This window comes from Peribacillus sp. B-H-3 (assembly GCF_048572925.1).
Taxonomy (GTDB): domain Bacteria; phylum Bacillota; class Bacilli; order Bacillales; family DSM-1321; genus Peribacillus.
Window position 1 is genome coordinate 1,321,984 of sequence record NZ_CP183879.1, and the last position, 23,139, is coordinate 1,345,122.

Genomic DNA, 23,139 nt, shown 5'->3' on the forward strand with positions numbered 1-23,139 from the left:
TAGGCTTGAAAGTAATAAAAAATAAATATTCAGGAGATGTTGAAATGAAAGGAAATAACTTAATTCAATTGCCAGATGGATATTTGAACCGCACACCATTTTTCCAGTTTATCCTGTTGTCCATGCTTTTTCCTTTATGGGCGGTAGCCGCAAGTTTAAATGATATTTTAATCACACAGTTCAAGCAGGTGTTTGAGTTAAGTGATTTTGCAAGCGCTTTAGTTCAAAGCGCGTTTTACGGAGGCTATTTTCTAGTAGCGATCCCTGCTTCAAGGGTCATAAAGAAAACGAATTACAAGTTTGCGATTATTACAGGATTGCTATTTTATATTGCAGGTTGTTCGTTATTTTATCCAGCTTCGCACATGGCTACATACACGATGTTTTTATTTGCAATCTTTTCCATTGCAATTGGCCTTGGATTTCTTGAAACTGCTGCGAATACATACAGTTCTATGATTGGACCAAGCAAGTTTGCAACGCTTCGCTTAAACATTAGCCAAACGTTTTATCCATTAGGATCAATTTCAGGAATTTTACTTGGAAAGTATCTTGTATTCCAAGAAGGAGCAAGCCTTCAGGCGCAGATGGAAAAAATGTCTTCAGCAGAAGCACATGCTTTCGGACTCAAAATGCTAGAGCATACTCTAGAACCATACAAGTATATTATTTTTGTTCTTATCGGTGTACTTGTGCTGTTTATTCTTACTAAATTTCCTTCTTGTAAACCAGCAATTGAAAGCGGCAAAACTTTAGAAAAATCGCGAGAAATTGTAAGGACGCTGAAATACCTAAGCGGAAACAAGAACTTCCGTAAAGGGATCGTTGCCCAATTCTTATATGTAGGAATGCAGGTAACAGTTTGGTCTTTTACGATTCGTCTGGCGCTCGACATCAACCATGGCATTAATGAGCGTATGGCTTCGAATTTCATGGTGTTCAGTTTTATTGCCTTTTTTGCAGGTAAGTTTATTGCCAATTTCCTTATGACTCGATTCTCGCCGTCAAAGGTATTATTTAGCTATTCCATTATCGGTTCTGCACTGCTTGCTTATGTATCATTCGTTCCTAACATGACAGCAGTATATGGGGCAGTCGCAGTAAGCATGCTATTCGGACCATGCTGGCCAACCATTTATGCGGGAACACTTGAAGTTGTAAAAGAGAAGAAATATACAGAAATGGCCGGAGCTATTTTGGTTATGTCTATTGTTGGAGGCGCTGTCATACCTGCAGCTCAAGGGTTTGCCTCAGACTTTTTCCATTCAATGCGAATCTCGTTCCTTGTACCAATGGCATGCTTTATATATGTTGGATTCTATTTCTTCAGTAAAATAAAAAAACAACAAACCGTAGAGAAACCATCAGAGGAATTAGTGAAAATAGCTCCCTAATAGTTATAGGGCAGTTGTGACTTGGCTGCCCATTTGTTGAAATAGGAGATGATTAGGAATTATGAAAGGGATCTTAGAATTACAACGACATTATTTTAAAGAAACGAGCAAAGTAATTTTTCATAATGAAAAAATCACAGCAAGCATATTCCGGTATTCATCGGGAGTAGAGGCAATCGAATTGATGAATTCCCGGGGTAGAATGGTTGTTCTTCCTTATATGGGGCAGATAATCTGGGATTTGGAGTTTGATGACGTGGATCTTAAAATGAAAAACATGTTCTCACAGCCAAAAAAGGTAAAAAATATCACAGATACTTATGGCTGCTTTGCTTTTCACTCAGGTTTGATCCGCAATGGCTGCCCGGGACCTGGTGATGATTATGAAATGCACGGAGAAATGCCGTGTGCAGAAATGGATAGAGCTTGGTTAGAAATAACAGATGAGGGTATAAAGATCTGTGGTGAAACGGAGTATGTAAAAGGGTTTGGCCACCATTACTTGGCCCGTCCCAGTGTAAAAATATTTAATGATGAAACGTATATTGAGATTAACATAACTGTGAAAAATCTCTCAGGTGCAGAGATGCCGCTTCAGTATATGTGCCATACAAACTATGCTTATCTGGAAGAAGGAGAAATGAAACAGAACATTCCATCTGACGCTTTCAAGCTTAGAGAATCCGTTCCAGCCCATGTGATGCCGACCGAAAAATGGCTGAATTATAATCGAAAGCTACTTTCAGGTGAAGAAACACTTACAGTTTTAAACCAGCTTGAAATGTACGATCCTGAAATAGTGTTTTTTGGTGATGAGTTGGATCATTATCAGAAAGAAGTAGAATTTGAAATGGTTTCTCCAAACGGTTGTACGTTCTTTACCAAATTTTCAACAGAGGAATTAAAGTATGCAACACGTTGGATTTTACATAACAGCGATCAGCAAGTCGGGGCGTTTGTTTTACCTGCTACATGCCGGCCAGAAGGTTTTCTTGCTGCTGAGAAGTCTGGAACATTAATTAAGCTTGGTACAGGGGAAGAAAAATCATTCACAGTAGTAACAGGTAAGAAATAGGGAGGAAAAGGAATGGATATCGCAGTAATTGGATCCAATATGGTTGATCTCATTTCATATATTGATAAAATGCCAAAAGAAGGAGAAACATTGGAGGCACCGGACTTTAAAATTGGCTGTGGCGGTAAAGGGGCAAATCAGGCAGTAGCAGCTGCCAAAATGGGCTCGAAGGTAATGATGGTAACCAAGATTGGCGACGATCTTTTTGCAGACAAAACGATGGAAAATCTCGAAAGCTATGGAATTGATACGGAGTTTACAAGTAAGGTCCATGGAACCTCAAGTGGTGTTGCACCGATTTTTGTAGACCGGGAATCAAGGAACCGCATCCTTATTATTAAAGGCGCGAATCAATACCTCTTGCCAGAAGATGTTGACAGCGCAGCTGAAAAGCTTAAAAAATGTTCATTGATTGTTCTGCAGCTTGAAATACCACATCAGACAATTTATCGTGCCATAGAGTTCGGCAATGAGCATCGCATTCCTGTTATTTTGAATCCAGCACCCGCATCAAAGGATTTGGATTTTGATTATGTGGGCAAATGTGATTATTTTATCCCAAATGAAAGCGAACTAGAGCTATTAACAGGTATGCCTGTTGAGAGTAAAGAGCAGATTGTGGCGGCCGCATTCACTTTAATTGATAAAGGTGTAAAAAATGTGATTGTCACAATGGGTAATCGCGGGGTTATGTGGGTAATGAAGGAGAAGTTCTATTCAATAGATTCATATAAGGTTGATGCTATCGACACAACTGGAGCTGGCGATGCTTTCATTGGCTGTTTTGCTCATTTTTTAGTGCAACATGGCGATGTGCTCCATGCGCTCAAATTGGCTACTGCTTTTGCCGCTCTAAGTGTCACAAAGCAAGGAACTCAATCTTCTTATCCAAGTGTAGAAGAATTGGAACAGTTTATGAAGATATAAAGGTAAAGATGGTAAAAGAATTTGTAGCACCTATAGCAACAGATGTAGATGGGAACATATTGCCCAATGGGGAAAAGAGAATAGAAGACTAATTTAACCGGTAAATAGTAAAATGAATATCCCGTCAAACAGAAGGTATCTGGTAAACGAAGTAATTGATCCAACATTACTTCATCGGGAAGGATAGGTTGCATGAAGAAGATGAATCCGTATTAAACAGAAGTCATCTTTTTATAATTCCATTGATATCTGCAGTAGTTGTAGTAGATCATATACCTTATATTTTCTTTATTACTGCCAATGTTTCACACGGTTTTATTTATGATTCGTCTATAAAATGTCCAAAGAATGATTCCTATGTTTGGCCTAGTATTATTACTCCTTTCAGAGTGAATAAATACACCAACATTTAGATTTCTCCAATCACCTTTTTTTATTAATTATACAAAAAAGTATCCTATAGGTAGACTTTTTCTGAAGGGTCTACTCTATAGGGTTCTTTTTTAAGCATCAGCAATTTCTTTATATTCCAAAAGCGGGTCAGACTTTATGATATACACAGCCCTTGATGTTCAATGAGAGACAGAATTTGACTTAGCGTTATTATTTCATTGTTATAGTCAATGATAATTTCTCCTTTATTAATATCCAGCAGCGCCCTCTCTATTCCATCCTGGCCCGATAAATATTTCTCCAGATTTTGAATGGAGCTCTCTGTTATTACATGCTTCAGACTAATTGCGGCAGTTTGCATTTCATTCATTCTCCTTTATATCAACTTGTAGTTATATATACCCGCAAATATGAAAGGTATGTGCAGGGCATCGGGGAATTTCAGCTGTTTAAAAGAGAAACAAACAGGGTAGGTTAAAAATGGAGGTGGCTATTTTGAAGGATGAAGTTAAAAAAGATTATGTTCCTGAAAACAGCTCAATGGCTCAGAACCTGGAGGAAATGAAGGATCTTGGCAAGCAGATGGAGCACTTAAGGACAAACGAGGAATTAAAAGAGTGGGGTAAGCGGCCCGGGACGGTCCAGCACGAATCGGAAGAGGGAAAATAAACCTGAAGTCTCAGTATGGCGAGGCTTTTTTTTATGACCATTTTTTTATATGATCCGGAAAGTAATTGCCGATATTCACTACTTCGTTCATTACCACACGAATTTTCTTTTCCTCACTGTGCCAGTTATCCTTTGTGATATTTCCATAGTCAGGGACTGTGCAAACCATGAACTTAATGGTTTCAGGAAAAACTGTTTGGTATGTCATAAGTGCCCTTCGCGAATGAAATGCCTTTGTGACAAGAATCACTTTTTTGAGCTGCAGTGAATGCTGTTTCACAACTTCCCAGGAATAACGGGCATTTTCAAACGTATTTCTTGCTTTATCTTCTTTTAAAATAACATCCTGCGGCACTCCAAGCGACACTCCTATATTCCTCAGAAACTCCCACTCTGTCCCTTTCAATGATTCCTGGTACCCTCCGGATGGCAGAATAAGAGGCGCGTATCCTTCCGAATATAGAAAGGCCGCTTTTTCCATGAGCCTTTTCTGGCGGCTTCCCGGTATTAAAATTAAATCAGCTTTTTCTATCTCAGTTTCATAAAATATAAAATCAGTAATGCAATCATATGGCTTCATAAAATGATCCTCCTTTGCAGCTCCATATATTTATCTTACAAAAATATGGTAAAGCTTGTCTATAGACATGGGTAAACAAATATTGTCAAAATTTTTTGTAAATTATTCTCTGTCCCTGCATAAGATGAAGTAATACTCTACACTACAACGCCAAGGACGAAGGCAATCCATATAATTCAGTAAGCAGAGCGTTCAGCTCACACTACCATAGCGTATGCTGTGAAATGGAAAATGTGCAAAATTTTTAAGGAGGGGAATACAGTGACGGAAGAGAATAACCATCAGTTTGTCATTTCGCGGGAAGATTGGTCCCTCCACCGTAAAGGCTTTGATGATCAGCAAAGGCATCAGGAAAAGGTGCAGGAAGCAATTAAGAATAATTTGCCCGACCTGATTTCTGAAGAAAGCATCGTAATGTCAAACGGGCGGGATGTTGTGAAAATACCAATAAGGTCATTGGATGAATATAAAATTCGCTATAATTATGATAAAAATAAGCATGTAGGCCAAGGAAGCGGAGACAGCCAGGTAGGAGATGTAGTAGCCCGTGACGGCTCTGCAGAAAAGGGGCCAGGCAAAGGCCAGGGAGCCGGTGACCAGGCGGGGGAAGACTATTATGAAGCAGAAGTATCCATGCTTGAAATAGAAGAGGCCCTGTTCAGCCAGCTTGAACTTCCCAATCTTCAGCAAAAGGATCCTGATGAACATACACTGGAGCATATTGAATTCAATGATATCAGGAAAACAGGGCTAATGGGAAATATCGATAAAAAAAAGACCATGATTACAGCTTTTAAAAGGAATGCATTAAGCGGAGAACCCGGGTTTCATCCAATCATTAAGGAAGATTTCAAATTTAAGACATGGAATGAAGTCGAAAAGCCGGAATCTAAGGCAGTTGTTCTGGCTATGATGGACACCTCTGGTTCAATGGGATTATGGGAAAAGTACATGGCCCGCAGTTTTTTCTTCTGGATGAACCGCTTTTTGCGCACTAAATACGAAACCGTTGAAATTGAGTTCATTGCCCATCATACGGAGGCGAAGATTGTGCCGGAGGAAGACTTTTTTACAAAAGGCGAAAGCGGGGGAACCATTTGCTCTTCCGTGTACAAAAAAGCTTTAGAACTTATTGATTATAAATATGATCCTGATAAATTCAACATTTATCCTTTCCATTTTTCCGACGGAGATAATCTGACTTCTGATAATGCACGATGTGTAAAGCTTGTAAATGAACTGATGAAGGTATCCAATATGTTCGGGTACGGTGAGGTCAATCAATACAACAGGCATTCCACCTTGATGACTGCCTATAAAAATATTAATAACGAAAAATTCCGCCATTATATTCTAAAACAAAAAGCAGATGTTTTTCATGCGATGAGAAGTTTCTTTAAGAAGGAAGAGTCAGGAATGTATGTATAGAAAAACCCCTGGCGCCAGCACTGATGCTGGCTGCCGGGGTTTTTTCATGATCATGGCAGGCCGAACTTAGGGGCAGAAAAAAAGAAGGCTGTTTTCGAAGACTTTGATGCCAGGAACAAGATGGCTGATTTCCGTTCAGGAGTCCGCTAATCCTGCAAGAGGCTCGCATCTTACGCTCAAATCAACCCGATTGAATAATGCGGGATAGTCCCGCAGAAAAGAGCCAAAAAGAAAGGCTCTTAGATGAGGTCCTCTCCTCGTAATCAGCTGGAAACATTTTGAGGATGTTCCGCAGCAGCAAGATCAGCTGCTTTAGCATTCAGAGCAACTTGTTCAGGATTCTTACATCCCGGGATGACACTGGTCACAGCGGAGTGCTTCAGGCACCAGGCAAGTGCCCAGGAAGCCATGGATACCCCTTCAGGAACTTCTGTTTTCGCGATTTCCTCCACTTCTTTCAAAAGTTTTGCAGTTTTCTCAGAATCGTGTCTTGAACGGACATCATTGCTTTCAAAGGAAGCACCAGGCTTGTATTTGCCGCTTAAATATCCGCTTGCTAAAGGAACACGTGCAAGCACACCCAAGTTTTGTTCAATGCTTAAGGGAAAAATGGACTCTTCAGGAGCGCGTTCCAGGCGGTTGTATACAACCTGTATGGCATCTGCACCGACATCCTTTGCCTTAGCTGTTTGGTAGCTGTCGTTATTTTGCTGCAGCGAAATGCCCAGGCAGCGGATTTTGCCTGCCTGCTTTTGCTTATCCAGCATCGTCCATAATTTATCATTATTAAATTCTTCATCTGTGCAGGAATGTGCCTGATAAAGGTCAATATAATCTGTATTCATCGACTTTAATGAAGAGTCAAGCTGATTCAGGACATCAAAAGCGTCCCAATGTCTTGTCCTGTCAAAGTTTCCGTGAAAATGGTGGCCGAATTTCGTGGCGACAATCCAGTTTTCCCTTTTATTGCGTCTCAGATAGTCACCGATAAAACGTTCAGATAAATGGTCGCCATAGCATTCTGCAGTATCGATGAAGTTGATTCCCTCATTCTGTGCTGCCTCCAATATACTGTCTACGTCTGACTGGGTGAAATTTACGCCCCATTCTCCGCCAAACTGCCAGGTGCCTAATCCAATAACAGAAATGTCCAAATTCGTTTTGCCTAAAGTTCTGTACTTCATTTTTTCACCCCTGAATCATGATTTTCTCTTAAATTATAACATGGACAGTAAGCGTTTTAATAATGCCGAGTCTTGTACTGCAGCGTAAATCAGCAGGCAAATATAACAAAGCCTGATAATAACAAGGAGGGTACTGAAACGAACAGCATAAAGCACTTTATAGGGAGGGGCGATATGGGGTATATTTACGGTATCAGGACGACAGGAGGGAATCAGGAATGTGCGGAAGATATAATCTCTTTTCAGAACTAAAGGTAATTGCGGAGCGGTTCCAGCTTAATAATGCACCAGCATTGAAAATGAAAGAGCGGTATAACATAGCACCGGGACAGGACATTTTCGCGGTGGCCAGGGATGGTGAAGTACAAAATGCAGGAACATTTTTCAGGTGGGGTTTGGTGCCAGGTTGGGCAAAGGATCCGAAAATCGGCTATAAAATGATCAATGCGCGTGCAGAAACCATAGATGTAAAGCCGTCATTTAAGAATATCCTTAAAAGAAACAGATGCTTAATCATCGCAGACGGTTTTTATGAATGGAAAAAAGAAGAAGACAGGAAGCAGCCGTATCATATCACTTTAAAAAATAAAGAACCTTTTGCTTTTGCGGGGCTGTGGGATGAATGGGAGCATAAAGGGGAAATATTAAAAACCTGTACAATCATTACGACAGAAGCTAATCAATTGATGAAGGAAATACATCACCGCATGCCGGTCATATTGACACGGGAAAATGAAGATGCATGGCTGAATTCTGACGAATCAGGAGCAGAGGTGCTGACATCCATGCTTCTGCCCTATGATTCTTCAAAAATGGAAGCCTACCCGATTTCGGCCATGGTGAATTATGCAAAAAATGAGGGGAAGGAAATTATCAATTCATTATAGTCTGCCTTGAGAAAGGGACAGGCTATCTGCTATCTCGAGAGATACATGCTGCCTGAGATCCAAAATCGCCATGGGTAGTCCTTTGCTTCACCTGAATTATCAATGCCGATTCTCGGGCCTGCAGAAATCATCTCAGGTTTGATGCCGGGGGATAAGTAAAGGGAAGAGTCTGTAAAACTGTTTCCATAATCCATCATGGTGATGCCGAGTGCTTTTGTTAATTTGCCCGGACCGTTTGTCAGCTTCCTGACGTCCTCCAGGCCTCTCCGCTGCTGCATAAGGGGAATTCCTTCATAAGGCTCCACAGCGCGTATGAGGATGGCTTCAGGAGTTTCTGTTCCCCCTGAAACAACGTTGACTAAAGTATGGGTATGCATCACATAAGTATAGATCAATCCAGATTCCCCGAACATGATTTCAGTTCGTTTTGTCCGCCGGTTATTGTAGCTATGCGCAGCCCGGTCCCCAGGCCCCATGTATGCTTCTGTTTCAACGATAAATCCTGAAGCTGTCCCATCTGGAGTCTCTTTAACAAGCAGGCACCCAAGCAACTCCTGTGCTAGCTCCAGAGTGGGTTTTTGAAAGAACTGCGGATGAAGAGGAGAAGGTTCTATTTCTTCTTGAAGCAATGATTGAAGCAAAAATTCTTTTTTCATGTAAAAACCTCCTTGGGTACTTATGTTTGTAAATTTCCCTTTTTAGTATAAAAAAAACACTGTTGAATTTCTGTACATCACAGAGAAATTCGGATAGAGTAGTAACGGCTAGTGCATTAGGCTATATTAATAAGTGTAAAAAGCTAATAGAAGCAGGATGTGGATATATGGATAAAAAAATCGGATTTATCGGGTGCGGGAAAATGGGGCAGGCCATTCTTGGCGGACTGATTGATGCTAAAGCAGCAGAGCCAGGCCGAATAACAGTGAGCACTGCAAACGAAGCTACCTTGTTAATGCTTAAGGAGAAATTCAAGGTCGGGGTTTCCCTTGATAATAAAGAAATTGCCGCTGGTTCAGATGTATTATTTTTAGCGGTTCAGCCTTCACTTCATGAACAAATTATCGGTGAAATTAAAGAAGTTATCCAGGATCATACGGTTATCATTACAATTGCTGCCGGCATCACTCTCGATATGGCCGGGCAGTTTTTTGGCAAAAAGGTGAAGATAGTCCGTACTATGCCGAACACCCCATCCCTTGTTGGTGAAGGGATGACTGCAATGTGCATAAATGGTGAAGTTGCAAAAACCGATCTGGAATATGTACAGGTGCTTTTAAACAGCTTTGGAAAAACAGAGCTTGTAGAGGAAAGCCTGATGGATTCCATTCCTGCAATCAGCGGTTCTTCGCCTGCATATGTGTACATGTTTATCGAAGCGCTGGCGGATGGGGGCGTAAGGGATGGCATTCCAAGGAAGCAGGCATATAAAATGGCTGCACAGGCCGTTTTAGGTGCAGCCAAAATGGTGCTGGATACAGATAAGCATCCCGGTGCGCTAAAAGATGATGTATGCACGCCTGGAGGCTCTACCATTCAAGCGGTTGCAGCTCTTGAAGAGAACGGTTTCCGGTCGGCTGTTTTAGAGGCCATGAAGGTTTGCACCCAGAAAAGCAAATCTTATTCTAATAATTGTTAAGCAAAGGCTCTTTTCTTAAAGATTGTTGTTTATTAATGAGTTCTGCGAGCCGAAACCATTGTTAAATCAACCACCTTGTTCCATAGCAGCAAAGCTTACGAAAACAGACTATGCAAAAAAACACATGCCATATAAATCCGGCATGTGTTTTTTTATCGTTCATATTCATGTATCTTTTTTAACCAAAATGCTTTGGGCGAGGGTTAAAAGCAATGAGCCAATAAAGGCTCCCCAAAAGGAAGTGACTTCAAAGCCGCTGACTAAATAGGAGGTGAGGTAAAAGGCAGCAGCGTTAATGACAAAGGAGAAAAGTCCGAAAGTAAGAATGGTAATAGGAAGTGAAATCAGGTGCAAAACCGGTCTAACAATAAGGTTTACGATGCCTAAGATAAAGATAGCAATCAAAGCTGTGATATAGGAATCGACTGAAATTGAATCAAGCAGCCAGGCAATTGCCATTAATAGCAGGCCATTCACTAAAAAACGAAACAGTGCATTCATAATAGTTCCTCCTCGCAGTTTTAAATGGCGGAATCCTGCAGTCAAATTTAATTAACATTGTTGAGTCGATTTGTTATCATAAATATGAAGAAATATTCTAAATAATTATACAAAAAAGAAATACAGCAATGAAAAGAGGGAACAGCAATGGCAAATTATTTAAAAGGCTTGCAGGAAATTTTCAATGAATCCAGGATATCGGTAAATGAAACGATTTTGGAACAGCATAGCAGAGATGAGTCATATCATACCCCAGCTTTGCCGGATGTGGTCGTTTTTCCGGAAAATGCAGATGAAGTCAGCAGGATTTTAAGTTTTGCAAATGAACATCATATTCCAGCCGTGCCGTTCGGGCTCGGTTCAAGCCTTGAAGGACATGTTATCCCTTACCGCGGAGGCATATCCATAGACATGTCACTGATGAATAAAGTGCTCGAAGTGAGGGAGCAGGATTTTTTGGTTAAGGTTCAGCCTGGTGTAACAAGAACGCAGCTTAATAAGGAATTAAAAAAATATGGGTTGTTTTTCTCTGTTGATCCAGGTGCAGACGCAACGATCGGCGGCATGGCTGCAACAAATGCAAGCGGTACCACATCTGTTAAATATGGCATCATGAGAGATCAGGTGAGAGATCTTGAGGTGGTGCTTGCTGACGGGAAGATTATACATACAGGAGGGCTTGCAAGCAAGTCTTCTTCTGGTTTGAATTTGAACGGTTTGTTTGTCGGATCAGAAGGGACGCTAGGTGTATTTACTGAGCTTACTTTGAAGGTGTACGGCATTCCTGAAGTAACAGCGGCAGGTAGGGCCTCGTTTCCTTCTGTTGCCCAGGCAGTGGAAGCGGTCAATGGAATCATGATGGCCGGTATACCGATTGCAAGGATCGAGCTTGTGGACGCCCAGTCCATTGTGCAGGTTAATAAATATATGAATGCTTCTTATGAAGAAAAACCAACCTTATTCTTGGAGTTTCATGGAAACCGTGCCGGATTGGATCAGGATGTTGCTTTTGCAAGGGAAATCGTGAAAGATCTTGGCTGCCGTGACATTCAATTGGAAACAGATTCTAAAGTCCGCAATGAGCTTTGGGAGGCAAGGCATAATCTCGCCTACTCCTTTATTCATAGTTCTCCAGGAAAAAAACTAATGGTGACGGATGTTAGTGTTCCTTTGGATGAACTTTCTCCTGCAATCAGCGATACAAGGAGAAAAATTGATTCTTCAAACATTGAAGGAGCCATTGTAGGCCATGTGGGTGATGGCAACTACCATGTGTTATTCATGATTGATCTCAAAAATCCCGAAGAAGTTATGGAAGCCAAAAAACTAAATGAAGAAATTGTCGAGTACGCCTTGTCTAAAGGCGGGACCTGTACGGGAGAGCATGGAGTCGGTATGGGCAAGATCAAATATCAGCGCAGGGAGCATGGAAATGCCTATGATGTCATGCTCAGCATCAAAAGGGCATTAGATCCGAATTGCATCATGAATCCGGGAAAGATTTTCGAGGAAGACGTTTAATAAAATTTTTGATGGAGAAAGCTGCCCAAACCGCTAATATTGGGCAGCTTAAATGCAAATAATATTCCATAATAAAAAAAAGCTGCAGACGGCTCCTTTTACAGGAGATGTCTGCAGTCTTTTATTAAGCGTTGATATTTTCGCTGAATAGAGCTTTTTCAACGCTGACATATTGCAGGCCAAGATCGGATGCAACGGCTTCGAATGTGATTTCGCCATTGGCTACATTCACTCCCTGAGCAAGAGCTGCATTATCCTTGATTGCCTGTACTGCGCCTTTGTTAGCAATTTGCAGTGCGTATGGGATTGTTACATTTGTCAGGGCGATCGTAGATGTCTGGGGAACAGCACCTGGCATATTTGCAACAGCATAATGAACAACGCCATGTTTCACGTACGTAGGATTATCATGCGTTGAGATTTTGTCGGCTGTTTCAAAAATACCGCCTTGGTCAATGGCCACGTCCACGATAACGGAACCGTCCGCCATCGCTTTTACCATTTCTTCAGTGACCAGTTTAGGTGCTTTGGCACCAGGAATTAAAACAGCACCGATAACAAGGTCTGATTCAGCAACAGCATGAGCCAGATTGTATGGATTGGAAATCAGGGTGGTAATCTGGTTTCCGAAAATGTCATCCAGCTGGCGAAGGCGCTCTGGGCTCAAATCGATAATTGTCACATCTGCGCCAAGCCCGATCGCAACTTTAGCAGCGTTCGTGCCGACAACACCGCCGCCCACGATTGTTACCTTGCCTCTTTTAACTCCAGGTACACCGCTTAAGAGGATTCCTTTTCCGCCCTGAGGCTTTTCTAGGAACTGGGCGCCGATTTGTGCTGCCATTCTGCCGGCAACCTCGCTCATAGGAGTCAATAGCGGCAGAGTGCGATTTACGGAAACGGTTTCATAAGCAATCGCCAAAATACCGCTGTCTTTCAATGCCTGAGTGAGGCTCGGTTCTGCTGCAAGGTGCAAATAGGTGAATAGAATTAAATCTTTGCGGAAATATTGATATTCACTGGCAATAGGCTCTTTAACTTTAAGGACCATTTGAGCTGTTGTCCAGACGTCTGAAGCTTCCTCCGTAATGATGGCGCCAGCCGCGATATATGCTTCATTTGAAAAGCTGCTTCCTAAACCTGCATTTTTTTCAATATACACTTCATGGCCAGCTTCCACTAAAGCAACAACGCCAGCAGGAGTAATGGCAACACGATTTTCATTATTTTTTATTTCTTTTGGAATCCCAATACGCATGATTAAATACCCCCAAGAAAAAATTTCAACCTTTGTACAAAAATTATAAGCATAAAACTTCAATCTTTGTTTGTAGAAAACAGAAAATCAAAAAAGGGTCATTTGTGGAATTCCACAAATGACCCTTCCGTATAGTTACTTAAAGTCTCTGAAAGCTCCATGCAGATCATTCACCGGATAAGCATTATGGAAGCTGTCACTGTTTATATCCGGAAGCCTTTTTGATGGCAGATGCACAGCTGACATCTAAAAGGAAGCTTATTTTCCGGCTGCATCCGCAATATTTGAGTGCCTATCAGCAAGTCGTTCCATGATTCTGCGTTTACGGTACAGTATGCCTGCTGTTTCGCCGATATCAGCTATCATGGACCTGTTTGTAAATGCACCAAAAATCATTCCTGCAACGGGGACCATCTGCAATAATTTTTTCCATCCATACTGGTCGCGGTATGTATAAATGACTTCACGCCACCCTTGAAGCTGTGACATCATGGCTTGAGATTCTCTTGCATCAGAATATGAAGAAAGCTCATTTAATATTGCTTCCTTGCCGACTGTATCTGCTGTAGCAAATTGCATGCATTTTACGATAAAGATTCTTTCTTTTTTCACTTTAGGATTATAACCGTACGCAATGGCTGTATCTTGTATAGTCTTTAAAGAAAGGCCAAGCAGAATCGGGATATCGACTGCCAGTGTGAAAACACCGCCAATTCCCGTTGATGCACCCTGTATGGCGGCCAGCTGTTTGCTTGATTCATTAAGATCATCACTGACTGATTTCATAACAGACAGCGGGACATTTTGTATATCGCTAATAGAAGTGAAAACCGCATCTGGCATCTGAATTTGCATTTTATGGAGAACATGCTTTTCTTTTGTCAGATATTGGCCGCCTGTCTGTACGAAGCTGCCCAGCTCATCCAGCAGGACGCCGAGTTTTTTCTGTATAAAAGCGGGCGTGAATTTATCCAGAAGCTTGAAGGGGATCCTGCCGATTTTTTCCCAAAACCATAATCCCTTTTGTGCTTTTTCCCATTTTTCAATAATTCTAAGTTCTTCGTTTAACTGTTCCGTCGATTCCCTTATCACGTCGTCCATCATTCCTTTATTTGAAATTTTGATATGGCAAAGGGTTATGGTTTCATAAGAAATTCTTTATATTGTTCCGTTTTAAGATGCAGAAACAATGACATTTTCTGAAGCGGATCACGGAGGTTAATATGTGCCACCTCAGAAATTCGTTTCAGCCTGTAATTCAGGGTATTTGCATGTACATGCAGCGACTTAGCCGCTTCATTGGGATGGCAATCTTTTTCTAAGTATATTAAAAGGGTTTCAAGCAGGCCAGTGGCATTTTTTGCATCATATTCCTTTAACAATGCAAGGGAAGAATGCTCCTGCAGGTTGTGCTTTCCGCTGACTAAATAGTCCAAGGTCCTAAAGATGCCCAGCTGCTCATAAAGAATCATGTCCGCTGTATCCTTTGGGAATGCATGTTTCATCTTCAATGTATAAAGGGCTTCCTGATAACTGTGCATAGAATGGGATAGAAGCTGATAAACATTTCCTGCTGCACCCATAATATCTTTTACTGCAAAACGGTTTTCCATTTCCATGATGAAATAAGGCACAAATTCATAAAGAGAAGAGATGAAATTTTCTTTTTTTTCTGACCCTGCCAGCAGAATTAATTTGTTTTGATCAAGGGTATAATAGTACACCTTCGTTTTCTGTGTTGTTAAAAGCATATAAGAAATATTCCGTTCAATATCTCTGGTAATTTCTTCAGGAAATTCAAACACAATGACAGAAAGTTCATAAGGAGACTGCAGCGGAAAATGTGACAGATGTTCCTGAATTTCTTCTTCGTCCTTAAAGTGGCCAGTTAATAAGCGCCAAAGAAACTCCTGATTCCCGGCCTCGAGCTGTTTCTTCTTTAAATGATGCTGCTGCAGCTGGTTTTTTGCTTCTCTGGCTGCCTGCTGCAAAAATTCTAAATCAGCGTCTGAAAAAGGCCTATCCACTTGAAGTGCCCATATAAATCCGAGTACTTCATTTTGCTTGCGTATGCTAACGGCAGCTCTGCTGCCAAGTCCGACTTCTGTAATTGCCTGCACCTTTATCGGTTTATCTTCTTTAAGAAGGGCTGGAATGATTCCTTCCTTCCAAAGACTGTTGATAACTTTTTCAGGAACGCGTTTTCCGATGATTGTGGAAATTCTCGCTTTATCAGTCGTATCTTCATGCATGCTGTAGGCAAGCAGGCGGTGATTATTATCTTCAATTGTGACAGGACACCCCAGTACCGAGCTGATACGGTCAGCGAATTCCATTAAATCACCAAACAGCCCTTTAAAAATATCTCTGTTTTTATTGGAATTCTTCATTTTTAAAATCCCCCTTACTAAAATTTTAATCTATTTTGGGGAATTAATCATAAAAAAATCTCTAAATAGCCATGGAAGAATAGATGGGACATTTAGAAAAATCCATCCTGAACAATTCAGAATGGATTTTTTTTAAAAGATTAAATTTAAAATTGTGTAGATGGCTGCTGCTAGCATTGCGGAAATTGGAAGCGTGATGAACCATGTAATCACCATGCGCTTTGCAGTGCCCCATTTAACTCCTTTTATTCTATGTGCAGAACCTACACCAAGAATGGATGAAGAGATAACATGGGTTGTACTGACAGGCAGGTGGATAAAGGTTGCTCCAAAAATGATGGCAGCTCCAGTAATATCGGCAGCTACACCATTTACAGGGCGGATTTTCATGATTTTGCCGCCGACTGTTTTGATGATTTTCCAGCCGCCGATAGAAGTGCCAAGACCCATTGCAGCCGCACAGGAAATTTGGACCCATAAAGGAATATCAGTGCTTTTAACCATTCCTGCAGAGATTAAGGCAAGGGTGATGATACCCATCGATTTTTGTGCATCATTCGTTCCATGTGAGTAGGACTGAATAGCAGCCGTCAATATTTGAATAAGACGGAATCTTTTATTTGTTTTTGTAAGGTTATTGTTCTTGAATACAACTTTGAAAATGCTGTATATAAGATACCCGACTCCAAAAGCCAGAAGAGGGGAGATAACTAGAGCTTCAAGAATTTTAATAAAACCGGTCCATTTAATTATTCCGAATCCTGAAGCTGCAATTGCTGCTCCGGCAACGGAACCGATCAAAGCATGTGAAGAGCTGCTGGGTATGCCGTAATACCAAGTAATAAGATTCCAGGCAATCGCTGCTATTAAAGCGGCAAGGATAACAACTGAGCCATGGCCAAGCTTATTGGGATCAACGATGTCACTGGTGATTGTTTTGGCAACTCCTGTGAATGTCATGGCTCCGATAAAGTTCATGATGGAAGCCATGATAATTGCATGTCTTGGCTTTAAGGCTTTGGTTGAAACGGATGTTGCTATTGCGTTTGCTGTATCATGAAAACCGTTTATGAAGTCAAAGCCAAGCGCGAAAACAACAATCAGTATAGTTAAAACAAATAAAGTATCCATGTATGGAGAACTCCTTAAGCGTTTTTCATGATAATAGATTCAAGTGTATTGGCCACTGTCTGGCAATAATCGGCGATTTCTTCAAGGTTTTCATAAATCTCTTTAAACTGGATAATCCGGATAGGGTCCTTTTCTACAGTAAAGAGGTTTTTGATGGACTGGCGCTGAATGCCGTCACAAACAGATTCGAGATCCTTGATTTTGATTGCGTGTTCACGAATGTTCTGCAGCTTTTTAGTTGAAAGTGTAACTACTGCTGCATGAATTTCATACGCACAATTTTTGATTGCATCGACAAACTTCAGCATATATTCATCAGCATTGATGATGGAGTACATTTCGAATAGTGCTGCAGTATGCTCCAATCCATCCAGAACATCATCCATGTTCATGGCTAAAAGGAGAATATCCTCGCGTTCGATTGGTGTGATGAATGCATTATTAAGCTCCTTGATGATATCGTGAACATATGTATCGCCCTGATGTTCATAATCCTTCATTTTATCAGCAAACACTTTTAAGTCGCTGACATTGTTCAGTTTAAAATCAGCAAAGAAATCGGCGCTTTCCTTAATGTTTGAAGAAATACTATTAAGAAGAATTGCAAATTTGTCCTTTGATTTGAATACCATTTCAAGACCCCCATTATTATCAAGCATATATGCAGGCAAAGTATTGCCGCATGACTTGCGAGTTTATTGTAACGAATTTTTTCAGTCATGTGGTAGTGATTTCGACGAAAATTTACAAAATCTTAACAAACCAAATAAAGAAAATTGAAAAAATTAATAAACATCCTTCAAATTTGTATGTATATCTCCCAGTGGGTACTCTTTTTAGCTTGCTCTAGACCTGCAAAGATTATGACAGCTTTTTGTCCTGGGGTTCTGCTTGGAGCAGCTGAAAGAGAAAGTTTGCAGGGCATATGGTTAGTAAAATTATTCCTGTCCATGTACAATAAAACATAATCAAAAAAGGGGGTATTGATGATGATTAATAATATTAAAGGAACGGTTACGCTGAATAATGGAGTAGAAATGCCCCAGCTTGGCTTTGGGGTCTTTAAGGTGGAAAATGGAGATCAGACTGTTGAATCTGTAAAAAAAGCCCTTGAGGCTGGTTACCGCGCGATTGATACTGCCTCTATCTATGGAAACGAAGAAGGTGTAGGACAAGCAATCAGAGAAAGCGGGATTCCGCGTGAAGAGTTATTTATTACATCCAAGGTCTGGAATGATGACCAGGGCTATGACTCTGCTCTTGCAGCCTATGATGCCAGCCTTAAACGGCTTGGCCTTGAATATCTGGATTTGTATTTAATCCATTGGCCGGGCAAAGACAAGTATATTGACACATGGAAGGCATTGGAGAAAATTTACAATGACGGGCGTGTCAAGGCAATCGGAGTGAGCAATTTCCATATACACCATTTAGAAAACCTGATGGCCAGCAGCGAAGTAACGCCTGTAATTAATCAAATTGAACTTCATCCCCGGCTCTCCCAGGAAGAAATAAGGGAGTTTTGTAAAAAGCATGACATTAAAGTAGAAGCATGGGGACCGCTCGGCCAGGGAAATCTTTTGGAAGAGCCGACAATCAATCACATTGCAGAGAAACACGGCAAGACTCCAGCACAGATCCTTATCAGGTGGCATCTCCAGCATGGCATTGTTGTCATCCCTAAATCAGTAACACCATCAAGGATTGAACAAAATGCCCAAGTATTCGATTTTGAATTAAGTATGGAAGAGATGAATAAAATAGACGCACTGAACATGAATGAACGCTTCAGTAAAAATCCTGATGAATTTATTTTTTAAATAGGCTGTTTTCGTAAACTTTATTGCTGTGGAACAAGGTGGCTGACTTCCGCTCCAGGATGCTCGCTTTCCGCGGGGCGGGAGGTGAGCCTTCTTCGGACCCTATTGAACAATGGGATCGCATCCCAGAACTCTAAACAACAATCTATAAGAAAAGAGCTATTAAATATATGGCCTAAAAGGAAAGCATTCTAGCTTCCCTTTTTTTATGTAGAAATTTGTATAAAAATACAAAACCTATTCACAACTTACTACTAATACCCAGTTTTAAAAAGAATATTCAAAATTAATATACATTTTTTTATTCGAAAAAAAATGTTTTATCCATTTAGAAAGGGGGAAAGTAACCAATACAGCGGCGGAGAAAGCAACTAAGAAATATGGAAAGAAGGAAGGTGAACGATACCGGAAGAAACGAATGAATGAAAAAAACAAAAAGGTGAAAAATAAGATCGCAGCATTAAAAAAAATACTTAGAGTTCATTATTCCAAAAAATGGCATTATAACTTATTAAAACTTTAAAGACTTCAATTTCTTAGTAAGCCGTAAGAGCAGGGGCAAAAGAGATAATCTCTCTCCAGCTTCTTGAACACTATACATTGAATTAAAAAAACTAAAATAATTTTTAGGAGGAAACAAAATGGGATTTTTATGGTCATTAATCATCGGAGGAATTATAGGCTGGCTTGCAGGCATGATCGTTGGACGTGACGTACCGTTTGGCATTATCGGCAACATCATTGCTGGTTTCATTGGTGCATGGTTAGGTTCGCTAATCTTGGGAGACTGGGGTCCAGTTGTTGGAAACTTTGCTATTATTCCAGCATTAATCGGCGCAATTGTATTAGTATTCATTTTAAGTTTGATCTTAAAAGGAACTAGAAGAGCTTCATAACAAAATAAACAATTAAAACAAACAATTTAAGGAGGAATATAAAATGGGATTTTTATGGTCATTAATCATCGGAGGAATTATAGGCTGGCTTGCAGGCATGATCGTTGGACGTGACGTACCGTTTGGCATTATCGGCAACATCATTGCAGGTTTCATTGGTGCATGGTTAGGTTCACTTATCTTGGGAGACTGGGGTCCGGTTGTCGGAAACTTTGCCATCATTCCAGCATTAATTGGCGCCATTGTATTTGTTTTCATCTTAAGCATGATCTTAAGAGGAACCAGAAGAGCGTCTTAACAAAAAAAGCCTTCCCTAAAACGGGAAGGTTTTTTTTCTGATTTTTGGCTATTGCTGCTAAAAAGCTGCATGGCTAGAAAATAGGAGGCACATCCAGGAAGGGAGCAACACAATCTACAGCCTGTTCCGTTAAAGGGTGTATGAAAGTTACTTTTCGTGCATGAAGTGCCTGGCGGGGGAAAATTCTTTTTCCTCCATATAATACGTCGCCTGCTAAAGGGTGGTTTATTGAGCTTAAATGAACACGAATCTGGTGAGTCCGTCCGCTTTCAAGTGTACAGCTGATTAACGTCATTTTTTTATCTGGCCATCTTTTTTCCACTTTATAATGGGTAACGGCAGCTTGTCCCGATGGAGAAACCCTTCTCCTTGTCGGATGATGCCGATCCCGGCCAATATTCTTTCGGATTGTTCCCTTTTCTCCTTCTATTAAGCCCTCTGCTATTGCAAGATATGTTCTCGATATTTCCCTTGCTTCAAGCATCCTGTCAAGGATGCTTCCCGCTAGGCGGTTTTTTGCGAATATGACAGCACCGGTAGTATCTTTATCCAATCTGTGAATATGCTTTATTATGCAATTCTGTCCAGTGGCCTTTAAATGATAAGCAACACCATTTAGCAAAGTGTTTGAGATTTCTTCGCTTGAAGGATGTGTATCCATTCCTGCGGGTTTATTGGCTATTAAGAGGTGGTCATCTTCATAAAGAATTGAAATGCCAAGATCATTTGGTACGACTGGATTTTCTATCTCTTCATCAAAAACGGGAATGCTTAGTTCATCGCCTTCCTTAAGTATGGAAGACCATTTAACGGGGACATCATTTAAGGTTACGTTTTTGCTCATTCTCCATTGATGTATTAACTTTTTGGGAGCCTGAAGGGCCGTACGGAAAAAATCATCCATTGTTAAATTATTCCATTTATCTGGAATAGTTATTACTAGATTGCTCCTTTTTCTGGTAATATTCATTGAATATCCTCCTAAATTCGACATTATTATCAATAATTCGACAAGATATGACATAATTATTGTCTTAATTCGGTAAAAAATCACTCCGTTAGACCTATTTAAATTCCTTTTGTGGGTATAATTACCACCGTCTTTTTAATCACAATATGATATTCTATTGTAAAGATATAGAAGTTTAAACCGATGAATAACATAGGTCTATACGATGTAAAAGGTGGTTTTTTTGTGAAGATTGTTTATTCTTCAACCTCTGAGCAAGAACAGGAAATTGGAAAATTGGTCTCTTACTTTTACAGCTCCATTTTTCCCAAATATTTTCATTTTGATGAAATCCTCCATTTTCAAGAAATTGGAGTTCTTCAGGTTGAAAAAAATTGCTTTACGTATTGCGGAACGTTAAAAGAAGCTTATCAGGTGATGACCTGCCTTCAGGTAATTCAATTTATTCTGGAAAAAAAAGAAAAGCAGAGCCCGTTTCCGTTAGATAAACAGTCAGCGGCTTTATTTATGCGCAATATATCTTTATTAAATGATACCGGCATTTTCTTTCCGTTTTTCTTAGATAATTTCACATCATTGAAATGTAAGGAAAATGAAATCGCATTAACGATGAATTGTGAGCCTGCCAACCAGTACTTAATTTAAGTCTGGATAAAAGCTCCATGCCCCAATGCTCATATAAGCAGAGGGGCGGCGTTCGCCTCATTAATCAGCCATTTACTTTAACAAAGCCCTATTTTAAAGACTATTTACTGAATTTACAAGCGCTGTAAAGAGGCTGACTCCTTGAGTCAGCCTCTTTATGCTGGACGGCGCTCTATTCTATTTTATTTTTTTCGAACCATTTCATATACTCTTTTTCTCCGTTATACCCAGTAATTCTGTCTTGTTCAACCCCGTTTTTATAATAAATAACGGCTGGTGCTGAATCAATATGATATTTTTCCCTGCCGCTTTGAAACTCCAGCAGGTTGTATTGAACAAGGTCGATGCCCATTTTTTCTGCCAAGGGCGCAACAACCGGTGTAGTTTTGATACATTCCTTACAGTCTGGACTGTAGAAATAAACCACCGTATTTTCGTGATCCTTTAATTTTTTGCTTAATTCATCCGGCAAAATCAGGTTCTGGTAATTAGGATCTTTTAATTGGCCTATTGTTGCAGGTTTCAAATTTTTTTTGCCATAGGGATTGCCTTCAGACCTCTCATTTCTTTGCATGGAACTGATAAGGCTGATTGTGATAAACAAAGCCAGGACAACCAGTAGAAATATGGCAAATTTCTTCATGAAGCATCCTCCCTGTTGAGCTTCCATACCGCAGCACTGCAAGTGAAGATGATTACAAAGGCTATCAAGGCAAGCAGCGGGATGGTTACGAAGCCGAACCAATTGATGTAATCACTTGTGCAGGAAACTCTGCCGCAGGATGCAGCGTGTTCCGTGAAAAAAGGAACTTTTTGAATAGAAAAATGATAAGCTGACAAGAACATGCCTATTCCTGAAAGTATCATTGTATAAAAAACGATGTGATAATCTTTTTTGACGACTGCCACACCTAAAAGCAGAGTAAAAGGATACATAAGGATCCTTTGATACCAACACAGCTTGCATGGTTCAAAGTGTTTTATTTCAGAAAAATATAAACTGCCAAACATGGCAATAATTGCTGAGATCCAAGCCAGGAAAAGGAGATAATCTTTATTGCCTTTTTTGAAATTCATTTTTTCTCCACCTAATATTATTTTCTATTAAAAATTATAGTATGCAAAGGTGGCATATGTAAAATAAATGTGCCTATTACAGACAGGATTGGTAAGGGAATTTTAAATCATAAATGGATGGTTTATTCATGCGAATCAAGAATGCGGGGAAGGAGGGCCTGCTAAAAACATGCTTTGTTGATTGGAGTGGATTCGCTTGACTCCTGGGAGATTTAGCGTTACAGGCCAGACCCCACAAGCTTGGCGAACGCCCCAGGAGTCTTGCGTCTGGAGCGGAAATCAACAGCAAGGTTAATAAACCCTATTCCAAAAGAATAGATAACAGATTTTTGTTATAGGCATGATAATAGCTGACGCTTAAAAATGTTACAGTACCGAGGGCTGTCAAAGTTTTCTGAATTAATATAAAGTAATATAGTACAATACAATATATTTCCCTGGGATTTTGCTGTTGGCGCC

General features: G+C 40.4%; 25 protein-coding genes. 12 read left to right on the forward strand and 13 right to left on the reverse strand.

Features of this window, described 5'->3' with window-relative positions; genetic code table 11:
- Positions 1-44 precede the first annotated feature (44 nt).
- From fucP to rbsK, 3 genes are all read left to right on the forward strand, one after another.
- Positions 45-1,394 carry an L-fucose:H+ symporter permease gene (gene fucP / locus ACN6MY_RS06530; protein WP_419883241.1) on the forward strand — a complete coding sequence of 450 codons (1,350 nt, stop codon included), beginning with the start codon at positions 45-47 and terminating at the stop codon, positions 1,392-1,394.
- A gap of 61 nt (positions 1,395-1,455) precedes the next feature.
- Positions 1,456-2,469, forward strand: coding sequence for an aldose 1-epimerase family protein (locus tag ACN6MY_RS06535; protein ID WP_419883242.1), 1,014 nt, complete (start codon positions 1,456-1,458; stop codon positions 2,467-2,469).
- Positions 2,470-2,481: 12 nt separating this feature from the next.
- Entirely contained in the window at positions 2,482-3,396 is a 915-nt protein-coding gene (gene rbsK / locus ACN6MY_RS06540) for a ribokinase (protein WP_419883243.1), read from the forward strand.
- A 547-nt stretch (positions 3,397-3,943) separates the two neighbouring features.
- On the opposite strand, the gene ACN6MY_RS06545 is transcribed toward rbsK, so the two are convergent.
- Entirely contained in the window at positions 3,944-4,150 is a 207-nt protein-coding gene (locus ACN6MY_RS06545; RefSeq protein WP_419883244.1) for a hypothetical protein, read from the reverse strand.
- A 125-nt stretch (positions 4,151-4,275) separates the two neighbouring features.
- Here ACN6MY_RS06545 and ACN6MY_RS06550 point away from each other — a divergent pair, with 125 nt between their 5' ends.
- Positions 4,276-4,458, forward strand: coding sequence for a hypothetical protein (locus tag ACN6MY_RS06550; protein ID WP_419884095.1), 183 nt, complete (start codon positions 4,276-4,278; stop codon positions 4,456-4,458).
- Positions 4,459-4,489: 31 nt separating this feature from the next.
- Here the strand turns inward: ACN6MY_RS06550 and ACN6MY_RS06555 are convergent, their stop codons facing one another.
- Entirely contained in the window at positions 4,490-5,038 is a 549-nt protein-coding gene (locus ACN6MY_RS06555) for a YdcF family protein (protein ID WP_419883245.1), read from the reverse strand.
- Between the two features lie 261 nt (positions 5,039-5,299).
- Between ACN6MY_RS06555 and yhbH the strand changes: the two genes are divergently transcribed.
- Complete coding sequence (gene yhbH, locus ACN6MY_RS06560; protein ID WP_419883246.1) at positions 5,300-6,466, forward strand: sporulation protein YhbH; 1,167 nt, start codon at positions 5,300-5,302, stop codon at positions 6,464-6,466.
- 263 nt (positions 6,467-6,729) lie between these two features.
- Here yhbH and ACN6MY_RS06565 read toward each other — a convergent pair whose 3' ends face one another.
- Complete coding sequence (locus ACN6MY_RS06565) at positions 6,730-7,650, reverse strand: aldo/keto reductase (RefSeq protein WP_419883247.1); 921 nt, start codon at positions 7,648-7,650, stop codon at positions 6,730-6,732.
- Between the two features lie 218 nt (positions 7,651-7,868).
- Between ACN6MY_RS06565 and ACN6MY_RS06570 the strand changes: the two genes are divergently transcribed.
- Positions 7,869-8,537: an SOS response-associated peptidase gene (locus ACN6MY_RS06570; protein WP_419883248.1), complete on the forward strand. Its 669-nt coding sequence runs from the start codon at positions 7,869-7,871 to the stop codon at positions 8,535-8,537.
- 29 nt (positions 8,538-8,566) lie between these two features.
- Here the strand turns inward: ACN6MY_RS06570 and ACN6MY_RS06575 are convergent, their stop codons facing one another.
- Positions 8,567-9,193 (reverse strand): DNA-3-methyladenine glycosylase, encoded by a 627-nt coding sequence (locus tag ACN6MY_RS06575; RefSeq protein ID WP_419883249.1) that lies wholly within the window; start codon positions 9,191-9,193, stop codon positions 8,567-8,569.
- Positions 9,194-9,360: 167 nt separating this feature from the next.
- Between ACN6MY_RS06575 and proC the strand changes: the two genes are divergently transcribed.
- Positions 9,361-10,173: a pyrroline-5-carboxylate reductase gene (proC, locus tag ACN6MY_RS06580; RefSeq protein WP_419883250.1), complete on the forward strand. Its 813-nt coding sequence runs from the start codon at positions 9,361-9,363 to the stop codon at positions 10,171-10,173.
- 165 nt (positions 10,174-10,338) lie between these two features.
- Here the strand turns inward: proC and ACN6MY_RS06585 are convergent, their stop codons facing one another.
- The gene (locus ACN6MY_RS06585; RefSeq protein WP_419883251.1) at positions 10,339-10,674 is read right to left on the reverse strand and encodes a phage holin family protein; all 336 of its coding nucleotides are present in this window, start codon (positions 10,672-10,674) and stop codon (positions 10,339-10,341) included.
- Positions 10,675-10,821: 147 nt separating this feature from the next.
- Here ACN6MY_RS06585 and ACN6MY_RS06590 point away from each other — a divergent pair, with 147 nt between their 5' ends.
- Positions 10,822-12,195 carry an FAD-binding oxidoreductase gene (locus ACN6MY_RS06590; protein WP_419883252.1) on the forward strand — a complete coding sequence of 458 codons (1,374 nt, stop codon included), beginning with the start codon at positions 10,822-10,824 and terminating at the stop codon, positions 12,193-12,195.
- A 124-nt stretch (positions 12,196-12,319) separates the two neighbouring features.
- Here the strand turns inward: ACN6MY_RS06590 and ald are convergent, their stop codons facing one another.
- The 5 genes from ald to ACN6MY_RS06615 all read right to left on the reverse strand — a co-directional run bounded on the left by ald (position 12,320) and on the right by ACN6MY_RS06615 (position 17,606).
- Positions 12,320-13,453 (reverse strand): alanine dehydrogenase, encoded by a 1,134-nt coding sequence (ald, locus tag ACN6MY_RS06595; RefSeq protein WP_419883253.1) that lies wholly within the window; start codon positions 13,451-13,453, stop codon positions 12,320-12,322.
- Between the two features lie 258 nt (positions 13,454-13,711).
- Entirely contained in the window at positions 13,712-14,542 is an 831-nt protein-coding gene (locus ACN6MY_RS06600) for an EcsC family protein (protein WP_419884096.1), read from the reverse strand.
- A gap of 47 nt (positions 14,543-14,589) precedes the next feature.
- Positions 14,590-15,843: a helix-turn-helix domain-containing protein gene (locus tag ACN6MY_RS06605; RefSeq protein WP_419883254.1), complete on the reverse strand. Its 1,254-nt coding sequence runs from the start codon at positions 15,841-15,843 to the stop codon at positions 14,590-14,592.
- Positions 15,844-15,975: 132 nt separating this feature from the next.
- Positions 15,976-16,974, reverse strand: coding sequence for an anion permease (locus ACN6MY_RS06610; RefSeq protein ID WP_419883255.1), 999 nt, complete (start codon positions 16,972-16,974; stop codon positions 15,976-15,978).
- A 14-nt stretch (positions 16,975-16,988) separates the two neighbouring features.
- The gene (locus ACN6MY_RS06615) at positions 16,989-17,606 is read right to left on the reverse strand and encodes a DUF47 domain-containing protein (protein ID WP_071351350.1); all 618 of its coding nucleotides are present in this window, start codon (positions 17,604-17,606) and stop codon (positions 16,989-16,991) included.
- A gap of 357 nt (positions 17,607-17,963) precedes the next feature.
- Between ACN6MY_RS06615 and ACN6MY_RS06620 the strand changes: the two genes are divergently transcribed.
- From ACN6MY_RS06620 to ACN6MY_RS06630, 3 genes are all read left to right on the forward strand, one after another.
- Positions 17,964-18,794, forward strand: coding sequence for an aldo/keto reductase (locus ACN6MY_RS06620; RefSeq protein ID WP_419884097.1), 831 nt, complete (start codon positions 17,964-17,966; stop codon positions 18,792-18,794).
- 641 nt (positions 18,795-19,435) lie between these two features.
- Positions 19,436-19,690, forward strand: a complete 255-nt coding sequence (locus tag ACN6MY_RS06625) for a GlsB/YeaQ/YmgE family stress response membrane protein (RefSeq protein WP_419883256.1) — start codon at positions 19,436-19,438, stop codon at positions 19,688-19,690.
- A 43-nt stretch (positions 19,691-19,733) separates the two neighbouring features.
- The gene (locus ACN6MY_RS06630; protein WP_071351352.1) at positions 19,734-19,988 is read left to right on the forward strand and encodes a GlsB/YeaQ/YmgE family stress response membrane protein; all 255 of its coding nucleotides are present in this window, start codon (positions 19,734-19,736) and stop codon (positions 19,986-19,988) included.
- A 73-nt stretch (positions 19,989-20,061) separates the two neighbouring features.
- Here the strand turns inward: ACN6MY_RS06630 and ACN6MY_RS06635 are convergent, their stop codons facing one another.
- Positions 20,062-20,958, reverse strand: coding sequence for an RluA family pseudouridine synthase (locus ACN6MY_RS06635; protein ID WP_419883257.1), 897 nt, complete (start codon positions 20,956-20,958; stop codon positions 20,062-20,064).
- 225 nt (positions 20,959-21,183) lie between these two features.
- Here ACN6MY_RS06635 and ACN6MY_RS06640 point away from each other — a divergent pair, with 225 nt between their 5' ends.
- Positions 21,184-21,603 carry a DUF5365 family protein gene (locus ACN6MY_RS06640; RefSeq protein ID WP_419883258.1) on the forward strand — a complete coding sequence of 140 codons (420 nt, stop codon included), beginning with the start codon at positions 21,184-21,186 and terminating at the stop codon, positions 21,601-21,603.
- A 172-nt stretch (positions 21,604-21,775) separates the two neighbouring features.
- Here the strand turns inward: ACN6MY_RS06640 and ACN6MY_RS06645 are convergent, their stop codons facing one another.
- Together ACN6MY_RS06645 and ACN6MY_RS06650 are read right to left on the reverse strand one after the other, a co-directional pair.
- On the reverse strand, positions 21,776-22,246 hold the full coding sequence (locus ACN6MY_RS06645; protein WP_419883259.1) for a thioredoxin family protein: 471 nt from the start codon (positions 22,244-22,246) through the stop codon (positions 21,776-21,778).
- The gene (locus ACN6MY_RS06650; protein WP_419883260.1) at positions 22,243-22,680 is read right to left on the reverse strand and encodes a disulfide oxidoreductase; all 438 of its coding nucleotides are present in this window, start codon (positions 22,678-22,680) and stop codon (positions 22,243-22,245) included. Before ACN6MY_RS06650 ends, ACN6MY_RS06645 begins: the two co-directional genes overlap by 4 nt.
- Positions 22,681-23,139 lie beyond the last annotated feature (459 nt).